A 26,365-nucleotide genomic window follows, 5' to 3' on the forward strand; every position below is an offset into this window, starting at 1 on the left:
TGAGCCGCGGACCTCCTCATGGGGGGACGCGCCCGCGTTCGGCTCACGGGCCATGCCCTGGTGGGGCGCGGTCTTGACAGCGCTCGCCCTGACCGCGGTCGGGGCGCTGTTCGACGAGCTGACGAACAAGACGCTGGGACTGCCGTTCCAGGTCCTGTACACGATCGGCTGCGTGCTGGCCGTGACCTTCGTGTGCCGGCGGAGTCTGTTCGGGCCCATGGTGCAGCCACCACTGATCATGATCGTGGTGGCCGGCGTGGTGCTGGTGCTGTTCGCCGGCGGCGGGAGCGGCGGCCTCGCGGCCAAGGCCATCGCGGTCGGCCCGCCGCTGATCGGCAACTTCCCGGTGATGGCCATCGCCACCGTGCTCACGGTGGTGATCGGCGCGATCCGGCTGATCCTGCAGCGCAAGCCGAAGGTCGACGAGGACGAGGACTTCCCGCCGGCGGCCCGGTCCGTGCGCCGGGAGCCGCCGAGCCGTGACGACCGCGACCTCGGGCGCGACCGGGAGCCGCCGCGCCGTGACCAGGGCCCACGGCCGGCTGGCGCGCGCACGCGGCCAGCCCCGCCACCTCCCGGGCGTGGCGAGCGACCGGACCGTGAGCGGATGGACCGTGACCGGCAGCCGCCGCCACCTCCGCCCCGTCAGACGCCGCCGGGTCGTGGCGCCACTCCTGGCCGTCCCGCACCGGGCGCCGGTGGTCAGCGTGGCGTGCCGCCGCGTCCGGCCGCGCCGGGCCGTGGCGCCGGTGGCCGTCCCGGTGGAGGCGGCCAGGGCCGCCCGCCGCAGCCCCCGCCGCGTCGCCCCCGTCGTCCCGACGACGATTACTGAGTCTTTGGCGCCGCCTTCGGCGTCGCGGCTCGGCCCCCGGGTAGCCGACGCCTCGCCCTTGCCGGATTTCGCCCGCCGCATCCGGCTCGGGCGGGGCGTGCGTCGGGTGGCGGCGGCCGAAATCCGCCAACCGTGCGAAGCACCGGCGGGGCCTCGCAACGGTCACCGGGCGGACAAATCACGAGCGAAGAGTGGTTAGCGAACCAAGTCCTTGCGGAGCTCGCGGGGCAGCTGGAAGGCGATCTTCTCGTTGGCGGTGGTGACCTCTTCGACGTCGCCCCAGCCGCGTTCGGCGAGATAGGCCAGCACCTCGTGGACCAGGATGTCCGGCACGGACGCGCCGCTGGTCACGCCGACCGTGCGGACGCCGTCCAGCCACGCCTCGTCGATCTCCTTGGCGTAGTCGATCAGGTAGGACGCCTGCGCGCCGTGCTGCAGCGCGACCTCGACCAACCGCTTGGAGTTGGACGAGTTCTGCGAGCCGACCACGATCACCAGGTCGCACTCGGGAGCCATCGCCTTCACCGCGACCTGGCGGTTCTGCGTGGCGTAGCAGATGTCGTCGCTCGGCGGGGCCTGCAGGTCCGGGAAGCGCTGCTTGAGCTGCTCGACCCGGACCATGGTCTCGTCCACCGACAGCGTGGTCTGGGACAGCCAGATGACCTTGGACGGGTCGCGGACCTCGACCTTGGCCACGTCCTCGGCGGTGTCCACGAGCTGCACGTGCTCGGGAGCCTCGCCGGCGGTGCCCTCGACCTCCTCGTGGCCCTCGTGGCCGATGAGCAGGATGTCGTAGTCGTCACGGGCGAAGCGCTTGGCCTCCTGGTGCACCTTGGTCACCAGCGGGCAGGTGGCGTCGATGGTGCGCAGGTTGCGGGCGGCCGCCTCCTCGTGCACGGCCGGCGACACGCCGTGCGCGGAGAACACCACGAGCGCCCCCTCCGGCACCTCGTCGGTCTCGTCCACGAAGATCGCGCCGCGGTCCTGGAGCGTCTCCACGACGTACTTGTTGTGCACGATCTCCTTGCGCACGTAGACGGGGGCGCCGTAGGTCTCCAGCGCCTTCTCCACGGTCACCACGGCCCGGTCCACGCCCGCGCAGTAGCCGCGTGGCTTGGCGAGGAAGACGCGCTTGGGCCGGTCAGCAGCTGGGCTTGACGGGGTCATGGCCCAAGGGTAGCGGCGCGCGGACGAGCACTCCGCGCGAGCGGCGTTCGTTTCGTCACCCGTTCGCCACCGAAAACTGGGCAGGACGGGCCGACTGGGGCAGGCTAGACGCCATGAAGTCGTCACTGCCGCTGCCGGTGCGCATCGCCGCCGGGCTCGCGGTCACCGCGGTCGAGCAGGCGCGCAAGCTCCCGGAGCAACTGACCGGGCTGCCGGTGACGGTCGTCTCCCAGGCGCTGCAGCTGTCCATGCGGGTGCAGCAGCGGGTCACCGAGCTGGCGATCAAGGGTGACGACGCGCTGGCCTCGCTGCGTCCGGTCGAGGAGACCCCCGAATGGGCGACCTTCGACGAGGACGAGGAGGAGCCCACCCCGGCGGCCCCGGTCCAGCCCGAGTTCAACGACCCCTGGCTGGCCGAGGAACGGGCCGTGTCGGAGCACGAGGACACCGGCGACGAGGACGAGGTCGCCTCCGGTGGCCCGGCCGCGCTGCCGGAGTACGACGAGCTGTCGGTGCCGCAGCTGCGGGCCCGGCTGCGCCGGCTCACCCTGGACGACCTGGAGCAGCTGCAGGCCTACGAGCGCGAGCACGCCGCGCGCCCGGCCTACCTGGGCATGCTGACCAGGCGTATCGCCACCGTCCGGGCTCAGGAGAACGCCGACTCGTGACCGCTCCCGGCCCGACCACCGCCGAGCAGCCCTGGCCGGTGCGCACGGTCACCCGCAAGATCGCCGACTGGATCAACCGGCTCGGCGCCGTCTGGGTGGAGGGACAGGTCACCCAGATCTCGGCCCGCCCGGGCACCGCCACCGCCTTCCTCACGCTGCGGGACACCAGCGCGGACGTGTCGATCTCGGTGACGTGCTCGACGCAGCTGGTCCGCAGCATGGAGCCGGCGCTGACCGACGGCAGCCGCGTGGTGGTGCACGGCAAGCCCAGCTACTACACCGGCCGCGGCACGCTGAGCCTGCGGGTGGACGAGATCCGCCAGGTCGGCGTGGGCGAGCTGCTGGCCCGCATCGAGCGGCTGCGCCGGCTGCTGGCCGCCGAAGGCCTGTTCGACCCGCGCCGCAAGCGGCCGCTGCCGTTCCTGCCGCACACCATCGGGCTGATCACCGGCCGTGCCTCGGCCGCCGAGCGCGACGTGCTGACCAACGCCCGCGGCCGGTGGCCGGCGGCGCACTTCCGGGTGATCAACGTCGCGGTGCAGGGCACGACCGCCGTCCCGCAGGTGATGACCGCCCTGAAGACGCTGGACGCCGACCCCGACGTGGACGTCATCGTGATCGCCCGCGGCGGCGGCAGCGTCGAGGACCTGCTGCCGTTCTCCGACGAGACGCTGTGCCGGGCGGTCTCCGCCTGCGGCACGCCGGTGATCAGCGCGATCGGCCACGAGCCGGACACGCCGCTGCTGGATCACGTCGCCGACCTGCGGTGTTCCACGCCGACCGACGCCGGCAAGCGGGTCGTGCCCGACGTCGCCGAGGAGACGCAGCGGATCCGCCAGCTGCGCGACCGCACCCGGCGGGCGCTGCACGGCTGGGTGGACCGCGAGCGGCGGCTGCTGGACGCGCTGCGCAGCCGCCCGGCGCTGGCCGACCCGTTCACGCCGCTGCGGCGGCGGGCCGACGACGTGACCGCGTTGCGTGACCGCGGCCGGCGGGAGATCCGGTCGATGCTGAGCAGCGAGGAAAGTGCCCAGTCGGCCGTCCGCGCACGCTTGACGACCCTCGGACCAGCCGCCACGCTGGCGCGTGGATACGCCGTGGTGCAGAGCGTGGCCGAGGACGGGGCCACCTCCGTGCTCCGGTCCGTGGACGACGCCCCGCCGGGAACACAGCTGCGGGTGCGGCTCGTTGACGGGGCGATCCGTGCCGTCGTGCCCGACGACGACACCCGTGAGCGGAGGTAGGGGTGCCATACCCGGCGCGTGAGCCCACGTTCCTCCCGTTGACGGTGGCCACCGCGCGAGCCGCGGCCGACAACCCCGAACAGTCCGAGCTGACCCGGAGCGCCCGGGTCGTGCAGTACTGCGCCGAGGCCGCGAACACGGCCGCCGTGGACACCTGGACCGCCATGCTGGCCGGCTGCGACTACCCCGGCCGCCGGGCGTTACCCTCGCGTCTCCGCGAGCTGACCGAGGCGACTTCGGTCTACGTGGGGACGCAGTGGTGGTACGGCGACGGTTCGGTGCACCGGCGCCGCGTGGCCGATGCCGAGGACCGCATCGGCGAGGCGGCGCAGGACGGCGACGGCGCCGAGTTCGCCGAGGCGTTCGTCGGGTACGACCAGGCCGTCGCGGCGGTTGTGGTCCGGGTGCAGAGCCAGATGGGAACCAGCGCGACATGACGGAACCGACGCTCGGCTACGAGGCCGCGCGCGACGAGTTGGCCGAGGTTGTCCGCAAGCTGGAGGCGGGTGGACTGTCGCTGGAGGACTCGCTGGCGCTGTGGGAGCGCGGCGAGGCCCTGGCCAAGGTCTGCGAGGCCCACCTGGCCGGTGCCCGGCAGCGGGTGGAGACGGCGCTCGCGGTCGTCGAGGAGGACGTCGCCGAGGGCTAGGACTTCTTGGGTAGGGGCGTCGCGGTCTGCGCGGCCTGGGCCAGCGTCCGGAAGTCGGCGTCCTTGCCGTTGCCGGAGATCAGCAGCCGCACCCCGCCGACCTCGGCCAGCCAGGACGTCTCGTCGCGGCGGGCCGGGTAGATCGTCCAGTTCACGCCGGCCACGTCGATGGTGCCGGTCGCGGCCGGCTCCGACTTCGGGTCGTCGGTCTCCGAGGCGATCAGCTCGCGGGCCCCGCCCTGCGTCTGGGACAGCCGCAGGAAGCCGCCGGCCGGGGCCAGCCAACCGACCCGGACCACCGGCCGAGCCTGGTCGCCGGCGCCGATGGAGATCGTGTCGGTCGAGTTGGCGCGCCAGCCCGCGGGCAGCTTCGGTTCCCGCACCGGCAGGTCCAGGCCGGACGCGACGCCCGACAGCGCGGAGTGCACGTCCACGGACGGCACCGCGCTGGTGTTGATGGTCGGTCCGCCCGGACTGAACTGGCAGGCGTTGCTGAAGCCCAGCACCGCCAGCAGGATCAGCAGCAGCGCGGCCAGCGACAGCACCATGTCGCGGGCGGTCTGCGCGCCGCGTCCGGGCTTCGGTGGCGTGGGCGTCTGCGTGTCGGGCACCCAGCCATCGTCTCAAGCTGGCGGGCCGGGGCCGCACCGGGTGCTGTTTCTCACCGCGGAATCGATCACGGACCGGTCCGGGGCGGGTGATCTGCGAGGATTTTCGGGTAGTCCTGCCACAAGCAGCACAGGGAGGCCGCCATGACCACCACCGAGCCCCGGCGCGCGCCGGAGGCCCCCGACCGCAACCTCGCGATGGAACTGGTCCGGGTGACCGAGGCCGCCGCGATGGCCGCCGGCCGCTGGGTGGGCAGGGGCGACAAGAACGGCGGCGACGGCGCCGCGGTGGACGCCATGCGCAAGCTCATCGGCACGGTGTCGATGCGAGGCGTGGTCGTGATCGGCGAGGGCGAGAAGGACGAGGCGCCCATGCTGTACAACGGCGAGGAGGTCGGCAACGGCGACGGGCCGGACTGCGACGTCGCCGTCGACCCGGTGGACGGCACCACGCTGATGAGCAAGGGCATGCCCAACGCCGTCGCGGTGCTCGCCGTGGCCGAACGCGGCGCCATGTACGACCCGTCGGCCGTGTTCTACATGGAGAAGATCGCCGCCGGCCCCGAGGCCGCGGACGTGATCGACCTGACCGCGCCGGTGTCGGAGAACATCCGCCGGGTGGCGAAGGCCAAGCACGGCGGCGTCGAGGACGTCACGGTGTGCATCCTGGACCGGCCCCGCCACGAGCAGCTGGTCAAGGAGGTCCGCGAGGCCGGGGCCCGGATCCACTTCATCGCCGACGGCGACGTGGCCGGCGCGATCTCGGCGGCGCGGCCGGGCACCGGTGTGGACCTGCTGCTGGGCGTCGGCGGCACGCCGGAGGGCATCATCACGGCGTGCGCCATGAAGTGCATGGGCGGCGAGATCCAGGGCCGGCTGTGGCCGCGTGACGACGCAGAGCGGCAGAAGGCCCTCGACGCCGGGCACGACCTGACCCGCGTGCTCACCACCGAGGACCTGGTCCGCGGCGACAACGTGTTCTTCTGCGCCACCGGCGTGACCGACGGCAGCCTGGTGCGCGGCGTGCAGTACCGGGCCGGCGGCTGCACCACGCACTCGATCCTGATGCGCTCCAAGTCCGGCACCGTGCGGGTGATCGAGGGCTTCCACCGGCTGACCAAGCTGCGCGAGTACTCCAATGTGGACTTCGGCCGTTTGGCCGAGGGGGACGCCCTGCCGCCGCTGCCGTAGCCAATCGGAGCTCCAACCGTTACGAAGTAACGGAGTTCTCGCGACAACCCCCGCATACAGTGTCGCGTCGTTGCTGATGATCGACGTGCCGCCGGGTGTTGCAGGGGAGAGTCGCGTGCGGGTGAACAAGATCGCGCTGGCGCTGGCCGCCGTGGGCGCCACCACGCTGATGACGGCGTGCTCGACCGGGGTGGACCTGGCGTCCGACGCGTCACCGGCGAGCACGTCGGCCAGCGCGACGACGACCACCACCACGACCACGACGGTGGCGCCCACGACGACCACCACGACTCCGCCACCGACCACCACGACCACGACGGTGCGGCCGACCACCACCACGAAGCCCAAGCCGGTCGGCAAGGCGCCGGGCACGCCGTGCCTGGCGACCATGGCCGCGTGTGTGGACAAGAGCAGCGGGCAGGCCTGGCTGATCATCGACGGCAAGGTCAGCTACGGGCCGGTGCCGATGATGCCGGGCAAGGCGTCCGAGCCGACCCCGAACGGCTTCTTCCACGTGGAGTGGAAGGACAAGCACCACAAGAGCAGCGAGTTCAACAACGCGCCCATGGAGAACTCGGTGTTCTTCGCGGCCGGCGGCATCGCCTTCCACGAGGGCAGCCTGAGCCGGCCGTCGGCCGGCTGCGTGCACCTGTCGATGACGGCGTCCGCGAAGTTCTACGCGACGCTGGACGTCGGCGACCCGGTCGAGGTCGTCGCCTGATCAGCCCTCGTTGCTGGAGTGCCCCGGGAACAGGTGCGCCTCGGGGTTCAGCTCCACGGCCAGGTTGTTGACCGCGGTCGCGGCCTCGCCGAAGCCGGTGGCGATCAGCTTGACCTTGCCCGGGTACGTGGCGACGTCGCCGGCGGCGTAGACCCGGGCCCGCGCGGTGCGCATGGTCGTGTCGACGGACACCGCGCGGTGGTCCAGCTCCAGCCCCCAGGACTCGATCGGCCCGAGGTCGGCGGTGAAGCCCAGGGCGGCGACGGCGGTCTGGGCCGGCAGCACCTTGCGGCCGCCGCCCTTGACCTCGATCTCCACCTCGGCCAGCAGGCCGTTGTCGCCGCCGCGCAGCTCGGTGACCTGGGCGTCGGTGATGATCGGCACGCCGAGTTCGCGCACCTTGGTGACGGTGGCCGGGTGGGCCCGGAACGCCGCGCGGCGGTGCACGAGGGTGACGCTGTTGGCGATCCCGTGCAGCGCCAGCGCCCAGTCGAACGCGGAATCGCCGCCACCGACGATCACCACGTCCTGGCCGACGTGCGCCTCCAGCGAGGGCACGAAGTACACAACACCCTTGCCGACCCAGCCATCGCCAGCCGGCAGCGGGCGCGGGTTGAACTCCCCCATGCCGGCGGTGATCAGGACCGCGCCGGCGCGCACGGTGGTGCCGTCCGCGAGGCCGACGACCAGACCGTTCTCGCCGCCCTCGACCGTGCGGGCCTGGCGACCCAGCAGGTAACGCGGCTTCCACTGGGCGGCCTGCTCGACCAGCGCGTTGATCAGGTCGCGGCCGCGGACCGCCGGGAAGCCGGCGACGTCGAAGATCATCTTCTCCGGATACATCGCGGTGACCTGGCCGCCCGGTTCCGGTAGCGCGTCCACCAGCGCGGTGGACAGCTCCCGGAAACCCGCGTAGTAGGCGGCGAACAGCCCGACCGGGCCGGCGCCGACCACCAGAAGATCAACCTCGATGTCATCCATGGCCGTTGGCCCCGCTTTCCGCCTGTGGTGGGAGGCAGTGATCGCGAACACCATCGACTCTAGTGCGGTCTCCGGTGCGAGTGTCAGAAGATCGCCGGATATTCCGGGACCCCGGCGTGCCGCAGGCCACGCTGCCGGGGCCCGCACGGAGGTCCAGACTCGAAGCATGGCTGAGCAGCAGTACCGGATCGAGCACGACACGATGGGCGAGGTCAGGGTGCCCGCCGAGGCGCTGTGGCGCGCCCAGACGCAGCGCGCCGTGGAGAACTTCCCCATCTCGGGACGGGGCCTGGAGCGATCGCAGATCCGGGCGCTGGGCCTGCTCAAAGCCGCGGCCGCCACCGTGAACCAGCAGCTGGGCGTGCTGCCGGAGGACATGGCCGACGCGATCGTGGCCGCGGCGCGCGAAGTCGCCGACGGTCGGCACGACGAGCACTTCCCGATCGACGTGTTCCAGACCGGCTCCGGCACCTCGTCGAACATGAACGCCAACGAGGTGATCGCCACCCTCGCCACCCGGGCGCTGGGCCGTGACGTGCATCCCAACGATCACGTGAACGCCTCCCAGTCGTCCAACGACACCTTCCCGACGACGATCCACGTCGCGGCCACCGAGGCCGTCGTGCGCGATGTCGTGCCGGCGCTGGAGCACCTGGTCGCCGTGCTGCGCAAGCGGTCGCAGGAGTGGGGCGACCTGGTGAAGTCGGGCCGTACGCACCTGATGGACGCGGTGCCGATCACGCTCGGCCAGGAGGCCGGGGGGTGGGCGTCGCAGGTCGCCTACGGCGTCGAGCGGCTGCAGGCGAGCCTGCCGCGGCTGGGCGAGCTGCCGATCGGCGGCACGGCCGTGGGCACCGGGCTCAACGCGCCGGAGGGCTTCGGGGCCGCCGTCGCGGCGGAACTGGCCTCGCTGACTGGACTTCCGCTGACCGAGGCCCGCGACCACATCGAGGCGCAGGCCAGCCGGGACGGTGTGGTGGAGATCTCCGGCCAGCTGCGCACCGTCGCGGTGTCCCTGTTCAAGATCGCCAACGATCTGCGCTGGCTGGGCTCCGGGCCGCGGACGGGGCTGGCCGAGCTGGCGCTGCCCGACCTCCAGCCGGGATCGTCGATCATGCCGGGCAAGGTCAACCCGGTGATCTCGGAGGCGACCATGATGGTCGTCGCCCAGGTGATCGGCAACGACGCGGCGGTCGCCTTCGCCGGCACCCAGGGCAACTTCGAGCTGAACGTGATGCTGCCGGTGATCGCCCGCAATGTGCTGGAGTCGGCCCGACTGCTGGCCGCCGTGGCGCGTCTGTTGGCCGACAAGGTGATCGCCGGCGCGGTGCCCGACGTGGACCGGATGCGCGAGTACGCGGAGTCCTCCCCCTCAGTGGTCACGCCCCTGAACCGGTATCTCGGCTACGAGGAGGCGGCGTCGATCGCCAAGCAGGCTTTGAAGGAACGGCGCACCATCCGCGACGTCGTGCTGGCCCGTGGGCACGTCGACGCCGGCCGGATCACTGTCGAGCAACTGGACGAGGCACTGGACGTGCTTCGGATGGCTCGCGGCGGTCGCTGACCCGGCGGCGGTAGAGACCGAGGGTGCAGCCGCCGGCTACGGCGGCAGCACCCACCACCGCCGTAACGGTCAACGCCTGAGCGTGCAGCAGCACCGACACGATGAGGCCGGACACGGGCATCAGCCCGACGAGCACGCCCGCACGGTCCGCGCCGATCGCCGCCACGCACGTGTACCAGCCGCTGAACGCGACGGCGGTGACGAAGACTCCCAACACCACCAACGCCGTTCCCTCGCTCAGGGTCGGCATCCGCCACGCGCCGCCACCGTCCACAATGGTCGCGATGACGGCTCCGCCGGCAGCCGCGATGAAACTGGCCCACGTGGACGCTTCCATCGCACCTAACCGTTGCACCGGCCCAATTCCGCACAGCGTGAACAACACTTCGCCGGCCATGCAGGCCAAGGCGAGCAGCAGTCCCGGTCCGTGCCACGAGCCACCGCCGGTCAACACCGCGACACCACCGACCACGATCGCGGCACCCAGGACAGCGGCCATCGCCGGACGGCGCTTTCCCAGCAGTGGCACCGCGATCGCGAGCACCAGCGGCGTGCAGCCGACCACGGCCGTGACAAATCCCGGCGTGGCATAGCGCTCGGCGATCAGGATGGCCGCGTTGAAGCCGAGCATGCCGGCGACGACCATGCCGAGCAGGCCAGCCAGGTCGCGCAGACCCGGCCGCGGCAGCCGCCGCCCGCGCGCCAACAACACGCCGAGCAGGATCAGCCCGCCGATCGCGTACCGGATCGCCTGCCCGGACAGCACCGGGTAGCCCTCCAGCAGCCCGGTCACCGGGAAGGACGCGCCGACCAGCAGGATGCTCGTCGCGCCGAACGCGACCGCCCTGAGGTCCCCCGTGTTCGCCATGTCCCCCAGTCTGCGCGCGACTGGTCCGCGTACCTGCACCACTTGACGCTCTTGCTGGCGGACCACTTGCGGTCTCCACGGGCTCGAACAACCGAGCCCGACCGAGGGCCGCACCAGACCGCAGGTTTGCCCAAGTCGTGCGGACTGACCAGGTCGGCAACGCATCTCGGCGACCGGTTCGCCCTCTTGCTAGGTGGGGGTGTGGCCGCCGTCACAAGGCGGCCACCGCATTGGGAGGACCGACATGACCGCACCGCACGCGACGTCACAACCGCCCGCGGTGAACCACCGCGTGCTGGCCATGCTGCGCGCCATCGACGCCGGCCGGGCTCAGCTGACCTGCAGCGCCGAGCCGGACCTGTTCGTGGACGGCGTGCCGTGCTGCGACCAGTTCACCGCTCACACGCTGGCGCACCAGGGCTTGATCCGCCCAGGCCGGCCGGGCCCGCCCGACCAGCGGGTGCCAGCCGTGCTGACCGCCGCCGGCCGAGCGCTCATGACCGGAGCCCAGGCCGCCGCGTGAGCACGTGCGGGCCCTGGCCGGCGGGTGGTTCTCGGGCATGCTCGACTGGTGTCCCCAGTCGACCGACAACCGCCCGGCGGCGGACCGCCGTACTCATGACCTCGAACACGACACCGTCCACCCGCGAACTGCTGCTGCCCGCTGTCTCGGCCGAGCCCGTCCGCTCCCGCGGCCGAGCCCTGGAGTCGGCACTCCGTGAGGCCATCCGAACCGGCCGCCTGCAGCCGGGCACCCGGCTGCCGTCCAGCCGCGACCTCGCCGGCCAGCTCGGCATCGCCCGGGGCACCGTCACCGCCGGATACGCCCAGCTGATCGCCGAGGGCTACCTGGTCGCACGGCACGGTTCTGGCACCCTGGTCGCCGACACCGAGTGTGGCGCCGCGCCCGCGGCGACCACACCGAGCCGACCGGCCCGCTGGCACTACGACCTGCGACCCGGCATCCCGGCGCTGGGTGCGTTTCCCCGCGCCGAGTGGGTCGCGGCGACCCGAGCAGGCCTGGCCACGCTGCCCGACGAGGCACTCGGCTACCCCGACTACGCGGGGCTCGCCGAACTCCGGTCCGAACTGGCCGGCTACCTGAGCCGGGTCCGTGCGGTAGCGGCCGGTCCCGAGGACGTCGTGATCACCCACGGCGTCGCCGAAGGCCTGACCCTCATGGCCCGCGTGCTGCGGGCCGCCGGCCACACCAGCGTCGCCCTCGAGTGCCCCGGCCACCTAGGCCAGGCCGAGCTGTTCGCGGCGCACGGCCTGCGGCCGGTTCCGGTCACGGTCGACTGCCACGGCATCCGCGTCGACGAACTGGCCTCGACCGGCTGCCGCGTCGTGCACGTGACGTCGGCGCACCAGTTCCCGCTCGGCACTGTGCTACACCCCCAGCGCCGGCGGGCGCTGGTCGCATGGGCCCGCGCGTGTCACGGGCTGGTCCTGGAGGACGACTACGACGCCGAGCACCGGTACGACCGGCACGCCATGGGCGCGGTGCAGGCACTGGACCCCACGCGGGTGGCCTACCTCGGCAGCGTCAGCAAGGTGCTGTCGCCGGCGCTGCGCATCGGGTGGCTGATCGCGCCGTCCGCGCTACGCCCAGCCGTCATCGACGCCAAGCACTACAACGACCTCGGTGGCAGCCCGCTCCCCCAGGCCGCGCTCACCCACCTGCTGCGGACGGGTGGGTACGAACGGCATCTGCGGCGGACCAGGACGCTGTACCGGCGTCGTCGGGACGCGTTGCTCGCAGCGGTGTCGGAACGGCTGCCCTCGTGGCAGGCCGTCGGTGTGGCGGCGGGTCTGCACGTGGTGCTGCGGCTGCCGGACGGCGTGGACGACACCGCTCTCCAGCGGGCACTCGCCGCGAGCGGGGTCAACGCGATGGCGCTGTCCGGCTACGTCCCGAGTGGACGGATCGCGCCCTACCCGGGTCTGGTCGTCGGCTACGCGTCGCTCGGCCCGGATCGCCTCCGGTCGGCCGTGGATCTGATTGCGGACATAGCTTCTTGACCATGGGAGGCGCGAGGCCGCGCCGGCGTCTGGAGCGGTTGCTGGATTTTTTGAGGGCCGCCACCCGACGCGCCCCACCATCCCGCTGACGCGGCGCTCGAAAATCCAGCAAGCGAAGACGCCGGTCACGAGCGGACTCGCCCCGCGCGGAACGCGCGGCATGTGATTGTCAGGGTGGGGGCGCAAGATGGGCCCATGCGCTTCGCCGAAGTCGTATCCACCTCGGCAGCCGTGGCCCAAACCAGGTCCCGGCTGGCGAAGGTGGCCGCGCTCAGCGAGCTGCTGCGGCAGCTCGAAGACCCACGTGAAGTGGAAGCGGCCACCGCGTTCCTGGTCGGCCTGCCCAGGCAGGGCAAGGTCGGCGCGGGCTGGCGCACGCTGGTCTCGATCGAGGTGCCGGCCGCGGCCGAGCCGGACCTGTCCATCCTTGACGTCGACGACCTGCTGACCCAGGTGGCAGGCACCAGTGGCAAGGGGTCGACCCAGCGGCGCAGCGAGCTATTGACCGCCGCCCTGGCCCGTGCGACGGCACCGGAACAGGATTTCCTGCTCCGGCTGCTCACCGGCGAACTCCGGCAGGGCGCATTGGAAGGGGTGATGACGGACGCGGTGGCCGCCGCGTTCGACGTGCCGGTGGACGCGGTCCGCCGGGCGTTCATGCTCAGCGGCCGGCTGCACACCACGGCCGAGCAGGCGAGGTCCGGCGGCGCGGCGGCGCTTGCCGCGTTCGGCCTGGAAGTCGGCCGGCCGATCCGGCCCATGCTGGCTTCCCCGGCCGAGTCGCTGGAGTCGGCGCTGGCCGAGCTGGGCGAGGTCACTGTCGAGTACAAGCTCGACGGAGCCCGCATTCAGGTGCACCGCAATGGATCCGAGGTGCACGTCTACACCAGAACGCTGCGCGAGATCACCGCGAGCGTGCCCGAACTCGTGGAGCAGGTCCGCGGCCTGCCCTGCGAGTCGGTCGTGCTCGACGGGGAGACGCTCGCGCTCAACGACGACGGCCGGCCGCGTCCGTTCCAGGAGACGATGAGCAGGTTCGGGGCGACCAGCGCCCGGGAGCTGCTGCTGCGGCCCTACTACTTCGACTGCCTGCACCTGGACGGCGACGACCTGCTCGACCTGCCCCTGCGCGACCGGTTGGCCGCGCTCGAGCGGGTCGCCGGGCCGTTCCGCATCCCGGGAGCGATGGAGCCGGACGCCGACCGGGCCGCGGAGATCGCTGCGGCGGCGCATGCCGCCGGGCACGAGGGGGTGATGGTCAAGGCGCTGGACTCGGTGTACGCGGCCGGGCGGCGCGGCAAGTCGTGGCAGAAGGTCAAGCCGGTGCACACCCTGGACCTGGTGGTGCTGGCCGCGGAGTGGGGTCACGGCCGACGCCGTGGCTACCTGTCCAACCTGCACCTCGGGGCGCGCGATCCGGACGGCGGCCCGCCGGTCATGGTGGGTAAGACCTTCAAGGGCCTCACCGACGAGCTGCTGGCCTGGCAGACCAAGGCGTTCCAGGAGATCGCCGTCGATTCCGGGGAGTTGGCCGAAGACTCGCTCGCGGGGTCGAGCTTCGGCACTGTGCAGGTCCGGCCCGAGATCGTGGTGGAGATCGAGTTGGACGGTGTGCAGGTGAGTCCGCGCTATCCGGGCGGTGTGGCGCTCCGGTTCGCGCGGGTCCTGCGCTACCGGCCGGACAAGGAGGTGAGCGAGGCCGACACCATCGATCAGGTCAGGGCGCTGCTGCCCGGCTGACCGTTTCATGCCGCGCGTGCCGCGCGGGGCGAGTCCGCTCGTGACCGGCGCGGACTCCCCGTATTCTGGAGTCTCGTGCGCTTCCTTGACGGGCATGAGCCCCAGTACGACCTCACCTACGACGACATCTTCGTCGTCCCGGGCCGTTCCACCGTGGAGTCGCGGTTCGACGTGGACCTCGCGACTTCCGACGGCACCGGCGCCACGATCCCGATCGTGGTGGCCAACATGACCGCGGTGGCCGGCCGGCGGATGGCCGAGACGGTCGCCCGCCGGGGCGGTCTGGTGGTCTTGCCACAGGACGTGGCCCCGGACGCGGTCGCCGAGATCACCGCCTGGGTGAAGGCCCGGCACACGGTCTGGGACACCCCGCTGGTGCTGCGGGCCGGCGACGCGGTCGCGGACGCCGTGAACCTGCTGCCGAAGCGGGCCCACGGGGCCGTGGTCGTGGTGGACGGCGACGGCCGACCGCTGGGTGTGGTGGACGAGGCCGCGTGCCACGGCGTCGACCGGTTCACGCGGGTCGGCGAGGTGGCCAACCCGGACGTGGTGACGCTGCCGATGGACACCGCGCCGCGGGAGGTCTTCGACCGGCTCCACGGGCGGTCCACCAAGGTCGCCCTGGGTGTGGACGGCGACGGCCGGCTGGCCGGCGTGCTGACCGAGGTCGGCGCGCTGCGGGCGGAGATCTACGCGCCCGCGCTGGACGCCGGCGGTCGGCTGCGGGTCGCGGCCGCGACCGGGGTGAACGGCGATGTCGCCGCCCGCGCGGCGGAGCTGCTCGACGCCGGGGTGGACGTGCTGGTCGTGGACACCGCGCACGGTCACCAGGAGAAGATGCTCGCCGCGCTCCAGGCGGTGCGCAAGCTCGACCTGGGATCGGTGCCGGTGGTCGCGGGCAACGTGGTCACCGCGGCCGGTGTGCGGGACCTGGTGGAGGCCGGGGCCGACGTCATCAAGGTCGGCGTCGGGCCGGGCGCGATGTGCACCACGCGGATGATGACCGGCGTCGGCCGGCCGCAGTTCTCGGCGGTCGCCGAGTGCGCGGCGCAGGCCCGTGCGCTGGGCAAGCACGTGTGGGCCGACGGCGGCGTGCGGCACCCTCGGGACGTGGCGCTCGCGCTCGCCGCCGGGGCGTCCAGCGTGATGGTCGGGTCCTGGTTCGCCGGCACCTACGAGTCGCCCGGCGATCTCCAGCGGGACGAGGCCGGCCAGCCCTACAAGGAGTCGTTCGGCATGGCCTCGAAGCGGGCCGTCGGCGCGCGCACGCGTGGCGACAACGCCTTCGACCGGGCGCGCAAGGGTCTGTTCGAGGAGGGCATCTCCACCTCCCGCATGCGGCTGGACCCGCTGCGGCCGGGGGTCGAGGACCTGCTCGACGCCATCTGCGCCGGTGTGCGCTCCTCGTGCACCTACGCGGGCGCGCACAACCTGGAGGAGTTCCACGACCTGGTGGTGTTGGGCGTGCAGTCGGCGGCCGGCTTCGCCGAGGGTCGCCCGCTGCCCGGCGGCTGGTGACATGAGGGTGTGCCACGTGGCTGCCGGGACAGCGGTTCGCGCTGCTCGGCGGCCGTGACCCCATCGGGCACAGATCGGCTGGCCACAAAGAAATGGGTTGTCCCCATTAACTGGCCGACCTAAGGTGGCGCCGTGACTGACGCGGTCGTGGTCGAGGAGCTGGTCAAGCGGTACGGCAAGAACCCGAGACCGGCGGTGGACGGGCTGGGCTTCACCGTCCACGCCGGTGAGGTGTTCGGCCTGCTGGGGCCGAACGGCGCCGGCAAGACGACAACGGTTGGCGTGCTCACCACGCGGGTGCTGCCGACCAGCGGTCGCGCGCTGGTGCAGGGCGTCGACGTCGTCGCCGATCCGCAGCGGGCCCGGCAGGTGCTGGCCGTGGTGCCGCAGCGCAACAACCTGGACCGGTCGCTGAACGTCCGGCAGAACCTGCTGTTCCACGCCGCGTACCACGGGGTGGCGCGGGCGGAGCGGACGCGGCTGGCCGACGAGATCCTGGAACGGATGGGGCTCACCGGCCACGCCAAGGCCGCCATCGACACGCTGTCGGGTGGCCAGGCGCAGCGGGTGATGATCGCCCGGGCGCTGATGCACCGGCCGAAGGTGATGTTCCTGGACGAGCCGTCCACGGGGCTGGACCCGCAGGCCCGGCTGTTCGTGCACGACCGGGTGGCGCAGCTGCGGTCCGAGGGCGTCACGGTCGTGCTGACCACTCACGACATGGACGAGGCGGCCAAGCTGTGCGACCGGGTCGGCATCGTCGACCACGGCAAGCTGCTGGCGCTGGACACGCCCGCCGAGCTGACGAAGTCGTTGCCGGGGCGCACGACGATCACCTTCACGGTCAGTCTGGGCGGGGTGGCGAGCGGCGAAGTGGCGGCGAAGCTGTCCGCTGTGGACGGTGTGGAACGGGTGGAGCAGATCGCCGGGGGCAACGGCGGGTTCCCAGGCGGCGCACCACCGTCGACCGGCGGACCCAGCGGGGCCGGCGGACCCAATGGGGGCAACGGGGTCGGTGGGGCTCCCGAGGCCAATCAGTTCCGGCTCTACTCCGACTTCGAGGCGGCCGTGGTGCTGCCGTCGGCGCTCAGCGCGCTGGGCGGACTGGGCTGTGAGGTCAGTGATCTGGCGCTGGGCAAGCCCAGCCTGGAGGACGTGTTCATCCACCTGACGGGAAGGGAACTCCGGTGACGGCCCTGCGGACCTTCAACGCCGTCCTCGGGCGAGACGTCTTCGTCACCGGGCGGGAGCTGCCGAGCTTCCTGGCCCAGGTGGTCATCCAGCCGTTCTTCACGCTGTTCATCTTCGGCAAGGTGCTCACCCAGATCGGCTTCGTGCAGGGCAACTTCAGCGAGGTGCTGCTGCCGGGGGTGGTGGCGCTCAACGGGTTCCTGGGCGCGCTGCAGAACACGACGCTGCCACTGGTGCTGGACTTCTCCTGGACCCGGGAGATCGAGGACCGGCTGCTGGCGCCGATGCCGATCGCCATGGTGGCCGTGGAGAAGATGGTCTTCGGCGCGCTGCGCGGGCTGCTGGCGGCGATCCTGATGATCCCGATCGGGTTCGCGATCCTGGGCCTGACCTGGCCGGCTTCGAGCCTGCCGCTGGTGCTGGTCGTGCTGGTGCTCGGGTCGTTGGCTGGAGCCGCGATCGGCATGGTCATCGGCACCTCGGTGCCGCCGCGCCGGATCAACATCATGTTCGCGGTCATCCTGACGCCGCTGATGTTCACCGGCTCGACCCAGTTCCCGTGGTCCTCGCTGAACAGCGATCTGCTCTGGTTCAAGGTGGTGTGCGCGCTCAACCCGCTCACCTACGCCAGCGAGGCCATGCGGGCCGTGCTGCTGCCCAACAGCCAGAACATCGCGCTGTGGGTCTCACTGCTGGTCCTGGTCGGCGCGATCGGACTGTTCGGGGCGATCGGGGTGCGGGGATTCATGCGCCGCGCTCTGGACTGAGGCCCGACAAAGAGACCGGCCGGGGAAAGGTAAAGAGCAGGGCTTGCCTGAAGGCGAGCAGGCGGGTCGGCAAGGCGAGCAGGTCGGCGAAGCGAGCCAGATGGAGCCGGACCACCCGAAACGGCAACGCCGGAGGCCCGGGACGCGTCGCGTCCCGGGCCTCCGGCGTGTCCGAGCCTCAGTTGGCGTAGTCCTCCAGCATCTCGGTCACCAGGGCCGCGATCGGGGAGCGTTCCGAGCGGGTCAGGGTGATGTGGGCGAAGAGGGGATGCCCCTTGAGCTTCTCGATGACGGCGGCGACGCCGTCGTGCCGGCCGACCCGGAGGTTGTCACGCTGGGCGACGTCGTGGGTGAGCACGACGCGGGAGTTGGCGCCGAGGCGGGACAACACGGTGAGCAGGACGTTGCGCTCCAGGGACTGGGCCTCGTCGACGATGACGTAGGAGTCGTGGAGTGAACGGCCGCGGATGTGGGTCAGCGGCAGCACCTCGAGCATGCCGCGATCGATGACCTCGTCCAGCACGTCCTGGCTGGCCAGGGCGCCGAGGGTGTCGAAGACGGCCTGGGCCCAGGGCTGCATCTTCTCGGTCTCGGAACCGGGGAGGTAGCCGAGTTCCTGGCCGCCGACGGCGTAGACCGGGCGGAAGACGACGACCTTGCGGTGCTGTCGCCGCTCCATGACGGCCTCGAGACCGGCGCACAGCGCCAGCGCCGACTTGCCGGTGCCGGCGCGGCCGCCCAGGGAGACGATGCCGACGTCGGGGTCGAGCAGCAGATCCAGGGCGATGCGTTGCTCGGCGGAGCGGCCGTGCAGGCCGAAGGCCTCCCGGTCGCCGCGGACGAGGCGGATCTGCTTGTCGGCGGTGATGCGACCCAGCGCGGACGAGGAGCCGGAGAGCAGCCGGAGGCCGGTGTGGCACGGCAGCTCGGCGGCGTCGCCCAGGTCGAACAGCGCCGGCTCGATGGTGTTCTCCTTGAACAGGGTGTCGATGACCTCCTGCTCCACGTCCAGATCGGTCATGCCGGTCCATCCGGACGGAATGACGTCCTGGGCCCGGTACTCGTCGGCGTCCAGGCCGCACGCGCCGGCCTTGACCCGCAGCGGCATGTCCTTGGTGACGAGGGTGACCTGCAGCCCCTCGGCCTTCAGGTTCAACGCGCAGGCCAGGATGCGGGCGTCGTTGGAGTCGGTGCGGAAGCCGGCGGGCAGCACCTCCGGGTCGGTGTGGTTGAGCTCGACGTGCAGGGTGCCGCCCTGGTCGCCGATCGGGACCGGGGAGTCCAGCCTTCCGTGCCGCAGGCGGAGCTCGTCCAGCAGGCGGAGCGCCTCCCGGGCGAACCAGCCCAGCTCGGGGTGGTTACGCTTGCCCTCCAATTCAGAGATCACCACGAGCGGCAGCACAACCGAGTGCTCGGCGAACCTGGTCAGCGCCCATGGGTCGGACAGCAGGACCGAGGTGTCGAGCACAAAGGTGGGGGTTGTGCGCCTTTTCGCGGCGCTACGGGCAGAGCCTGAGGAACGGCTGGCGGGACGTCGTGCAGTCACGGCAACTCCCTCGCGAGCGCGGCACCCGCGTTCGCTCCCTCGATGGGCCAGGCACACCACCCAGCTGGAACGCTTGTCCGACGCCGTCGGCGTCAGCCGCACGCCCCAAGAGGGCCGGGTGCCGGCCCCCTCGCGCTCACCGTCACGACCAGGGCCTCCCGGGACGGTTCGCATTGGACACGACCCGTCACTTCGAAAGCTACCTGCGGCTGCCCCCTGTTTGCAGGCTGCCACACAGGTGATTCACGCAGTCGTCACCGAACTGCCACGGAGAGTCAAGATCCACCGCCGACCGGCCATCTCCGGGAAACCCGGGCTGACCTGCGTCGATACGACATACGAGTGATCAGATAAGACTACTGTCGGTAGTTGTCAGCTCTGCGCGAAGCGAAACCGGCACGAGCGGTTCGCCCAACAGGCGGGAGTACCGGGTGGACGGTGGCTCCGAACCCCCGGCGGCGAGCCAGCGGCGGACCAGCCGCGAGCCCTCCACGTAGGTGGTGGTGTACGAGCGCCACAGCGGATCGGTCAGGAACGGCAACAGCCGGTACGCCCGGAACTCGGGCACGAGCAGCCATCGGGACAGGAACCGGACCACGTCCTCCTCGTCGGCCCCGCGGTCGTGCAGCATCAGCATGGCGTCCTGGCGCACGCGCTGGAGCGTCGTGGTGGCCAGGTCGACGGCCGCCAGCAGCTCGCCGTCGACGTGCACGCCGGCCTCGGCGAACAGCTCGGTGGCCCAGCCGCCCCAGTGGGCGCCGACAGCGGCCTGCACGCCCAGCTCGGCCAGCCCCTCGGCGACCAGGCACTGCGGCGTGTTGAGCACGAACATGCTCTGCTCCCACTGCCCGTCCTGCCGGATGGCGCCGGCCTCCTTGCGGCAGTGCTCGGTGTGGTGCCCTGGATACGCCTCGTGCGCGATGAGATGGGCCAAGGTGGACACTCGATGCCCCTGGGCCACGTTCAGCGACACCCGGGACCGGTAGTCGCCGAGGTAGCTGTTGAAGCCGCTCCACGCCTTGTTGTCGACGATCTCGTACTCGACGGTCTCGCCGGCCGGCAGCCCGAACCGCTCTTCGGCCCGGGCGCGCAGGTCGGCGGACAGCAGCCGGACGCAGTCGGCGATGCGTTCCTTCGGAATCTCCTCACCCGATCGATACCGCGCGACCCTGCGACGCAGGGAGCCGAGTCCCGGCAGCAGCCGCCGCAACTGCCGGTGGGCCTGGGCGTAGACGTCCGGGTGGCCGAGCTCGATGGTGGTCTGGAAACAGGCCTCGACCTCGGTGACGAAGCCGATCGGGGCACCGGCCAGGCGCGCGCACGTGGTCTGCATGGCGACGAGCTGGGCGGTGAGGAACTCCCGTCGAGGCGCGCTCAGGTCGGCGTCGGCGACGGCCCGGCACAGCTCGGCGGCACGCGAACACAACTCACCCGGATCGGGGACAGGCTCACCGGCGACCTCGGCCCGCAACGCCGGCGGTCCGGTGTACGCGTCGACCACGCCCGGCAGCACGCGATCGATTCGCAGCCCAAGCATCAGATATTCGCGCACGACCTGGAGTTCCATGAGAACTGCGAGCCTAGGCGGCCGGCCGCGGCGACACCTACCACCGTCCGGAGCAAACTGCTGTCCGAGAAATGCAGTCGACGGCAAGACCACCGAAACGTGCCACCCGCGGTGGCGAACCGATCACACAATGGTGTTAGCGCGGTGGGCAACATGTCTGTAGTCCGAGTAGGTTTTCGCTCCGAAGGGCCCCGAGCCTGACGAACCCCCGTTTCGGTGGTTCCAGGTTATTCCCCGGTACGAAGGAGAGTGTTGGAAGTGCTGAAGAAGGCTGGCGTAGTCGCCGCTGCCGCTGCGGCGGGCGTGATGGTCCTCAGCGCGCCCGCGTTCGCCGGGACCCCCGGCGAGGGCCACTGGATGGACCACCACACCCCGCACCAGGTCGGTGTGGCCAACATCAACGACGTGCACGCGCTGAACGACGTCCACGTTCTGGAGAACGTGAACATCCCGGTGTGCGCCACGAACAACACCATCGCCGGCGGTCTGGTCGCGGTCGCGGTCAACGCGTTGAACCCGACCTTCGTCAAGGACTGCGTGGACGGCGCCGCGATCTCGCACAGCGGCGACCACCACGGCGGCTGATCTCGGCCCAGCCCTGATCCGAAAGCACCGGAGCGCTATTTCGCGCGCCGGTGCTTTCGGCTGTTTACGGCCCGCGACACGCCGAGATGATCACACAATGGTGTTAGTCGCCCGGTGCGGATCGTAAACACCGAGTAGGTTTCCTGACCAAGCAAGGCCGGTTCGCCGGTAATTCCCCGAGAAGGAGTGTGCAGACGTGCTGAAGAAGGCTGCCGTCGTTGCCATCGCCGCCGCCGGCATCGCGCTGGTCGGCTCGCCGGCTTTCGCGTCCCCGATGCACGGCCCGGACCAGGCCGGCACCGCCAACGTGAACGACCTGCACCTGGTCAACGACGACCACGTCGCCGAGAACGTCGACGTGCCGATGTGCCTGACCAACAACACCATCGCCGGTGGCCCGGTGGCCGTCGCGGTGAACGCGCTCAACCCGACGTTCGTCAAGGACTGCGTCGACGGTGTGGCCGCCTCCAACAGCGGCGACCACCACGGCGGCTGAGCAAGCCCCCACACGCCGAGAGGGCCCCGGAACCGTGGTGGTTCCGGGGCCCTCTCGGCGTGTACAAGGGGTCTACGAGCCGTAGCGGCGGTGCCGCCAGGCATAGTCCCGCAGCGCCCGCAGGAAGTCGACGTGCCGGAACGCGGGCCAGTAGGCCTCGGTGAACCAGAACTCCGAGTGCGCAGACTGCCAGAGCAGGAAGCCGGACAGCCGCTGCTCGCCGGAGGTGCGGATGAGCAGGTCCGGGTCGGGCTGCCCGGAGGTGTAGAGGTGCTCGGAGATGTGGTCCACGTCCAGCACCTCGGCCAGCTCCTCGATCGGGGTGCCGGCCTCGGCGTGCTGCAGCAGCAGCTTGCGCACCGCGTCGGCGATCTCCTGCCGGCCGCCGTAGCCGACGGCGACGTTGACCTCCATGCCGGTGCGGTTGGCGGTGCGCTGCCCGGCCGCGGTGAGCCGGTTGGCGATGTCGGTGGGCAGCAGGTCCAGCGCGCCGACGATGCGCAGCCGCCACGGGTTCTCCGGCTCGGCCAGCTCGTCGACCACGTCGGCGATGATCAGCAGCAGCGCCGACAGCTCTTCACTGGAGCGCTTCTTCAGGTTGTCGGTGGCCAGCAGCCACAGCGTGACCACCTCGACCTCGGCCTCACGGCACCACTCCAGCAGATCGGCGATCTTGCGGGCGCCGGCGCGGTGGCCGTCGGCGACGTCCTCGAAGCCGGCTTCCTTGGCCCATCGACGGTTTCCGTCCAGGACCACGCCCACGTGCCGGGGCCGCCGGCTGGCCGCGGTGATCTGTTGGTTGAGACGCATCTCGTAGAGGCCGTAGACAATCCGGCTGAGGCGCTTGCGAAGACCCACGCCACCGGAGGGTACGCCGGGCAGTGGAGGCGGGTCACATCACGGTGACCGCGCAACCTACGGTGCCGTAACCTCGGGCACGTGACCGCTGCGGCCCTCGACCACATCCCGCCCACCCCGCCCAAGCCTCGGCTGCGGGGGTGGCTGCACTTCTGGTCGTTCTTCGCCTCGCTGGCCACCGGCGCGACGCTGGTGTCGGTCGCCGCGGCCACTGTGTCGGCGACGGCCGCGCTCGCGACCGCTGTGTACAGCCTGACGATTCTCGGCCTGTTCGGGGTCAGCGCGCTCTACCACCGGCACCACTGGCTGAGCGCCCGGGCGCGAACGCTGATGAAGCGCCTGGACCATTCGATGATCTTCGTGTTCATCGCCGGCACGTACACGCCCTTCGCGGTCCTGGCGCTGCCGGGCACCACCGGCACGATCGTGCTGGCGGTGGTGTGGGGCGGCGCGCTGCTCGGCGTGGCGCTGAAGATGGTGTGGCCGCACGCGCCGCGCTGGCTGGGCGTGCCGATCTACATCGCGCTGGGCTGGGTCGCGGTGTTCGTGCTGCCCGATCTGTTGCACCACGCGGGAATCGCGTCGTTGGTGCTGCTGCTCGTCGGTGGCGCGCTGTACACCGCCGGCGCGGTCTTCTACGCCACCAAGTGGCCCGACCCGTGGCCGAAGGTGTTCGGGTACCACGAGTTCTTCCACGCGGCGACGGTGCTGGCCGCGCTCTGCCACTACATCGCCATCTGGTTCGCGCTCTATCCGTGAGCGGCGCCGGCCCACGGGCAGAGCGCGTGTTCAGCCCAGATCCGGGCCCTGGCTGCGCACGTCGTTGACCTTCTGCATGGCCTCGCGCAGCTCGGTGAGCCAGGTGTCGGCGTGCTCGCCGACCAGCCGCACCGCCCAGGCCAGGGCCTCGGAACGGGACCGGGCCACGCCGGCGTCGACGAGCGTGTCCAGCACCAGCCGCTCGGGCTGGCGCAGCCGGGTCATCACCGGCGAGGACAGCGTGGTGAACAGTTCCGTGGTGCCGCCCAGCTTCGCGCCCCAGGCGACCTTGCGCCCGTAGCGGTGCTCGGCCTGGCGGGCGATCTCGATCCGCTCGTCGCGGGTCTGCTCGCGGTACCGGCTGATCCGGCCGGACTCGGCGGCCGCGCGGGCCGCGTCGTCGGCGAACTCCCCGTCGAGCGCCGGCAGCTCGCCGACGACGACGATCTCGTCACGGTCGATGGTGATCTCCGGCGCGCCGGTGAACCAGCCGTCGGGCAGCCGCCCGGCGAACCAGGCCGGCGCGTCGTCGGCCGACGGGACCTCGCCCTGCTGCCAGCCGCGTCCACGTGCGAAGCGTCCGTGCATGACGCCCTCCCACCTAGTTGATTACATCATTACACCGCTTCACAGTACGCCCGGCAACACCCGCAACAACCCTCGTTCACCCGCGGCGGAACGCCACATGTGGCGCGCATTCGACTTCCAGCGCCACCTGTGGACCACATGTGGGAGAAAATTGAAGGTGATTAAGGGGAGGGCTTAACGGCGTTCGAGGGCGACGAGGAGTTCGTCGGTGGAGTTGACGGGGCGGTCGCAGACGTAGCCGCGGCAGACGTAGGCGGCGGGGGCGTCGTAGATGAGCGGGCGGTCGGCCAGCAGCGGCACGGAGTCGGGCTCGCCGGCCAGCACGACGGCGCCGCCGGGCACGTGGGCCAGCGCGACGTCACGGAGCGATTCGCCGCGGGGGTCGCCGTGCGCGGTGGCGATGGCGACCTGGATCGGCCCCTGGGTCATGGCCTCAGCGACGGTCAGCCAGTGCCCGGCGAACCGCGGGGCCCGAGCCACGAGCAGCCCAGCCCGGGTGACGGCGGCCTCGGCGGCCTCCCGATAGCGCGATGCCCGGTCGTAGCCGACGAGCGCGGACGCCGTGAGCAGCGCGCCGGCCAGCGCCGCCGCGCCGGAGGGGCTGGCGTTGTCACTGACGTCGGCGGGCCGCCCCACCAGCTGCTCGGCGTCGTCAGCGGTGTCGTGGAAAACACCGGCCTCGGTCGGATCGGCGAACCGGGCCAGGGCGGTGTCCAGCAGCTCCACGGCCACCTCCAGCCACTCCGCCGCACCGGTGGCCTGGTGCAGGGCCAGCAGCCCCTCGGCGAGGCAGCCATAGTCCTCCAGCACGCCGGCCGCAGGGCCGACAACCCCGTCGCGGGAGGTCCGCCGCAGCCGACCGTCGACCAGGTGCACCCGCACCAGCAACGACGCCGCCGTCGCCGCCAGCGCGATCCACGCCGGCTGCCCGAGCGCGGCGCCGGCTTCAGCCAGGGCACCGATGGCGAGCCCGTTCCACGCCGTCACGACCTTGTCGTCGCGGGCCGGCTGCGGCCGCTCCTGTCGGGCCTCCAACAGACGTTCCCGCACGGATGCCAGGCGGTCCACGTCCTCGACGTCCCGGAGGTACTGCAAGGTCGAGGCACCCTCCTCGAAGGTGCCCTCCTCGGTGACCTCGAAAACGGTTGCAGCCCAGGCACCATCGTCCGGGCCGAGGATCTCGACCAGCTGAGCAGGCGTCCACACATAGGTGAGGCCTTCGACGCCGTCGGTGTCGGCGTCCATAGCGGCGGCGAACCCGCCCTCCTCGGTGCGCAGGGCCCCGGCCAGGAACTCGGCGGTCTCGACGGCGATCCGCTGAGCCAGCGACGAGCCGGTGCGGCGGGCGTGGTGGGCGTAGGCCCGCAGCAGCAAGGCGTTGTCGTACAGCATCTTCTCGAAGTGCGGGACGACCCAGCCGGCGTCCACGCTGTAGCGGGCGAAGCCGCCGCCGAGCTGGTCGTACATGCCGCCGCGAGCCATCGCCTCGAAGGTGCCCTCGGCCAGCGACAGCGACTGCACGGAGCCGGTGCGCTCGTGGTGGCGCAGCAGGAACTCCAGGGCCATCGACGGTGGGAACTTCGGCGCACGGCCGAATCCGCCGTGCGCGCGGTCGTACTCGGCCAGCAGCGACACCACCGCGCCGTCCAGCACCTCGGCATCCACAGTGGACTCAGGCAGCGGCTTGGCGTTCTTGGCCAACTCGGCCACGATCTGGCCGGCGGCCTGCCGGACCTCGTCGCCACGGGTGGTCCAGGCGTCGACCACGGCCGCCATCAGCTGCCGGAACGACGGAATGCCGGGCCGCGGGTCGGGCGGCGAGTAGGTGCCGCAGTAGAACGGCTCGCCGGACGGCGTGAGGAAGCAGGTCATCGGCCAGCCGCCCTGGCCGGTCATGGCCTGGGTGGCGGCCATGTACACGGCGTCGACATCCGGGCGTTCCTCGCGGTCCACCTTGATGTTGACGAAGTTCCGGTTCATCAGCTCGGCGGTCTCGGAGTCCTCGAAGGACTCGTGCGCCATCACGTGACACCAGTGGCACGCCGCGTAGCCGACGGAGAGCAGCACCGGCACGTCGCGGCGGCGCGCCTCCGCGAAGGCTTCCTCCGACCACGGCCACCAGTCGACCGGGTTGTCGGCGTGCTGCAACAGGTACGGGCTCGTGGAGCCGGCGAGGCGGTTGGCCATACGCCTCAGCCTGCCACTCCAACAATCCACATGCGCACCCCCGTGACC

The 26,365-nt window shown here is 71.5% G+C and carries 26 protein-coding genes; 17 read left to right on the forward strand and 9 right to left on the reverse strand.

The features are described from left to right. Positions 1-52 precede the first annotated feature (52 nt). Positions 53-832, forward strand: a complete 780-nt coding sequence (locus tag JJ691_RS34425; RefSeq protein ID WP_331474290.1) for a DUF6542 domain-containing protein — start codon at positions 53-55, stop codon at positions 830-832. A 195-nt stretch (positions 833-1,027) separates the two neighbouring features. On the opposite strand, the gene JJ691_RS34430 is transcribed toward JJ691_RS34425, so the two are convergent. Further along, positions 1,028-1,999, reverse strand: coding sequence for a 4-hydroxy-3-methylbut-2-enyl diphosphate reductase (locus JJ691_RS34430; RefSeq protein ID WP_211763734.1), 972 nt, complete (start codon positions 1,997-1,999; stop codon positions 1,028-1,030). A gap of 113 nt (positions 2,000-2,112) precedes the next feature. Between JJ691_RS34430 and JJ691_RS34435 the strand changes: the two genes are divergently transcribed. The 4 genes from JJ691_RS34435 to JJ691_RS34450 are packed head-to-tail and all read left to right on the forward strand — an operon-like array spanning position 2,113 to position 4,560. Continuing rightward, a complete protein-coding gene (locus tag JJ691_RS34435; RefSeq protein WP_211763735.1) occupies positions 2,113-2,667 on the forward strand; it encodes a lipid droplet-associated protein in 555 nt (184 codons plus the stop codon). Further along, the gene (xseA, locus tag JJ691_RS34440) at positions 2,664-3,911 is read left to right on the forward strand and encodes an exodeoxyribonuclease VII large subunit (RefSeq protein WP_211763736.1); all 1,248 of its coding nucleotides are present in this window, start codon (positions 2,664-2,666) and stop codon (positions 3,909-3,911) included. Before JJ691_RS34435 ends, xseA begins: the two co-directional genes overlap by 4 nt. A 2-nt stretch (positions 3,912-3,913) precedes the next feature. Next, positions 3,914-4,348 (forward strand): sugar ABC transporter substrate-binding protein, encoded by a 435-nt coding sequence (locus JJ691_RS34445; RefSeq protein WP_211763737.1) that lies wholly within the window; start codon positions 3,914-3,916, stop codon positions 4,346-4,348. Then, a complete protein-coding gene (locus JJ691_RS34450) occupies positions 4,345-4,560 on the forward strand; it encodes an exodeoxyribonuclease VII small subunit (protein ID WP_211763738.1) in 216 nt (71 codons plus the stop codon). The genes JJ691_RS34445 and JJ691_RS34450 overlap by 4 nt, the downstream gene beginning before the upstream one ends. Here the strand turns inward: JJ691_RS34450 and JJ691_RS34455 are convergent. Next, positions 4,557-5,171, reverse strand: a complete 615-nt coding sequence (locus JJ691_RS34455) for a DUF4245 domain-containing protein (RefSeq protein WP_211763739.1) — start codon at positions 5,169-5,171, stop codon at positions 4,557-4,559. The genes JJ691_RS34450 and JJ691_RS34455 overlap by 4 nt on opposite strands. 141 nt (positions 5,172-5,312) lie before the next feature. On the opposite strand from JJ691_RS34455, the gene glpX reads away from it, so the two are divergent. After that, a complete protein-coding gene (gene glpX / locus JJ691_RS34460; RefSeq protein ID WP_211763740.1) occupies positions 5,313-6,359 on the forward strand; it encodes a class II fructose-bisphosphatase in 1,047 nt (348 codons plus the stop codon). Positions 6,360-6,474: 115 nt separating this feature from the next. Next, positions 6,475-7,080, forward strand: a complete 606-nt coding sequence (locus tag JJ691_RS34465) for a L,D-transpeptidase (protein ID WP_249227200.1) — start codon at positions 6,475-6,477, stop codon at positions 7,078-7,080. Here JJ691_RS34465 and JJ691_RS34470 read toward each other — a convergent pair whose 3' ends face one another. After that, positions 7,081-8,061, reverse strand: a complete 981-nt coding sequence (locus JJ691_RS34470; RefSeq protein ID WP_211763741.1) for an NAD(P)/FAD-dependent oxidoreductase — start codon at positions 8,059-8,061, stop codon at positions 7,081-7,083. A 166-nt stretch (positions 8,062-8,227) separates the two neighbouring features. Here JJ691_RS34470 and JJ691_RS34475 point away from each other — a divergent pair, with 166 nt between their 5' ends. Continuing rightward, positions 8,228-9,625 (forward strand): class II fumarate hydratase, encoded by a 1,398-nt coding sequence (locus JJ691_RS34475; RefSeq protein ID WP_211763742.1) that lies wholly within the window; start codon positions 8,228-8,230, stop codon positions 9,623-9,625. Here the strand turns inward: JJ691_RS34475 and JJ691_RS34480 are convergent. Continuing rightward, complete coding sequence (locus JJ691_RS34480; RefSeq protein ID WP_211763743.1) at positions 9,564-10,493, reverse strand: DMT family transporter; 930 nt, start codon at positions 10,491-10,493, stop codon at positions 9,564-9,566. The two genes, JJ691_RS34475 and JJ691_RS34480, sit on opposite strands and share 62 nt — an antisense overlap. A 244-nt stretch (positions 10,494-10,737) precedes the next feature. Between JJ691_RS34480 and JJ691_RS34485 the strand changes: the two genes are divergently transcribed. The 6 genes from JJ691_RS34485 (at position 10,738) to JJ691_RS34510 (ending at position 17,731) form a co-directional block, all read left to right on the forward strand. Then, on the forward strand, positions 10,738-11,016 hold the full coding sequence (locus JJ691_RS34485) for a hypothetical protein (protein WP_211763744.1): 279 nt from the start codon (positions 10,738-10,740) through the stop codon (positions 11,014-11,016). A gap of 95 nt (positions 11,017-11,111) precedes the next feature. Then, positions 11,112-12,515, forward strand: coding sequence for a MocR-like pyridoxine biosynthesis transcription factor PdxR (gene pdxR / locus JJ691_RS34490; protein WP_211763745.1), 1,404 nt, complete (start codon positions 11,112-11,114; stop codon positions 12,513-12,515). A 195-nt stretch (positions 12,516-12,710) separates the two neighbouring features. Then, entirely contained in the window at positions 12,711-14,255 is a 1,545-nt protein-coding gene (locus JJ691_RS34495) for an ATP-dependent DNA ligase (protein ID WP_211763746.1), read from the forward strand. Between the two features lie 75 nt (positions 14,256-14,330). Further along, positions 14,331-15,773 carry a GuaB1 family IMP dehydrogenase-related protein gene (locus JJ691_RS34500; RefSeq protein WP_211763747.1) on the forward strand — a complete coding sequence of 481 codons (1,443 nt, stop codon included), beginning with the start codon at positions 14,331-14,333 and terminating at the stop codon, positions 15,771-15,773. A 132-nt stretch (positions 15,774-15,905) separates the two neighbouring features. Further along, positions 15,906-16,964, forward strand: a complete 1,059-nt coding sequence (locus JJ691_RS34505; protein WP_211763748.1) for an ABC transporter ATP-binding protein — start codon at positions 15,906-15,908, stop codon at positions 16,962-16,964. Beyond that, positions 16,961-17,731, forward strand: a complete 771-nt coding sequence (locus tag JJ691_RS34510) for an ABC transporter permease (RefSeq protein WP_211763749.1) — start codon at positions 16,961-16,963, stop codon at positions 17,729-17,731. The genes JJ691_RS34505 and JJ691_RS34510 overlap by 4 nt, the downstream gene beginning before the upstream one ends. A gap of 178 nt (positions 17,732-17,909) precedes the next feature. On the opposite strand, the gene JJ691_RS34515 is transcribed toward JJ691_RS34510, so the two are convergent. After that, positions 17,910-19,199 (reverse strand): PhoH family protein, encoded by a 1,290-nt coding sequence (locus JJ691_RS34515; protein ID WP_211763750.1) that lies wholly within the window; start codon positions 19,197-19,199, stop codon positions 17,910-17,912. 424 nt (positions 19,200-19,623) lie between these two features. Then, entirely contained in the window at positions 19,624-20,844 is a 1,221-nt protein-coding gene (locus JJ691_RS34520; protein ID WP_211763751.1) for a DUF885 domain-containing protein, read from the reverse strand. Positions 20,845-21,102: 258 nt separating this feature from the next. Between JJ691_RS34520 and JJ691_RS34525 the strand changes: the two genes are divergently transcribed. Beyond that, positions 21,103-21,429 (forward strand): hypothetical protein, encoded by a 327-nt coding sequence (locus JJ691_RS34525; RefSeq protein ID WP_211763752.1) that lies wholly within the window; start codon positions 21,103-21,105, stop codon positions 21,427-21,429. A 196-nt stretch (positions 21,430-21,625) separates the two neighbouring features. Continuing rightward, positions 21,626-21,925, forward strand: coding sequence for a hypothetical protein (locus tag JJ691_RS34530; RefSeq protein WP_211763753.1), 300 nt, complete (start codon positions 21,626-21,628; stop codon positions 21,923-21,925). A gap of 72 nt (positions 21,926-21,997) precedes the next feature. Here JJ691_RS34530 and JJ691_RS34535 read toward each other — a convergent pair whose 3' ends face one another. Next, positions 21,998-22,783: an isoprenyl transferase gene (locus JJ691_RS34535; RefSeq protein WP_211763754.1), complete on the reverse strand. Its 786-nt coding sequence runs from the start codon at positions 22,781-22,783 to the stop codon at positions 21,998-22,000. Between the two features lie 81 nt (positions 22,784-22,864). Between JJ691_RS34535 and trhA the strand changes: the two genes are divergently transcribed. Further along, the gene (gene trhA / locus JJ691_RS34540; protein ID WP_211763755.1) at positions 22,865-23,542 is read left to right on the forward strand and encodes a PAQR family membrane homeostasis protein TrhA; all 678 of its coding nucleotides are present in this window, start codon (positions 22,865-22,867) and stop codon (positions 23,540-23,542) included. Positions 23,543-23,572: 30 nt separating this feature from the next. Here trhA and JJ691_RS34545 read toward each other — a convergent pair whose 3' ends face one another. Together JJ691_RS34545 and JJ691_RS34550 are read right to left on the reverse strand one after the other, a co-directional pair. Further along, positions 23,573-24,130 (reverse strand): hypothetical protein, encoded by a 558-nt coding sequence (locus JJ691_RS34545; protein ID WP_211763756.1) that lies wholly within the window; start codon positions 24,128-24,130, stop codon positions 23,573-23,575. Between the two features lie 174 nt (positions 24,131-24,304). Then, entirely contained in the window at positions 24,305-26,317 is a 2,013-nt protein-coding gene (locus JJ691_RS34550; RefSeq protein ID WP_211763757.1) for a thioredoxin domain-containing protein, read from the reverse strand. Between the last annotated feature and the right edge of the window lie 48 nt (positions 26,318-26,365).

Origin of the sequence: Kutzneria sp. CA-103260 (assembly GCF_018263855.1) — a bacterium.
GTDB lineage: Bacteria > Actinomycetota > Actinomycetes > Mycobacteriales > Pseudonocardiaceae > Kutzneria.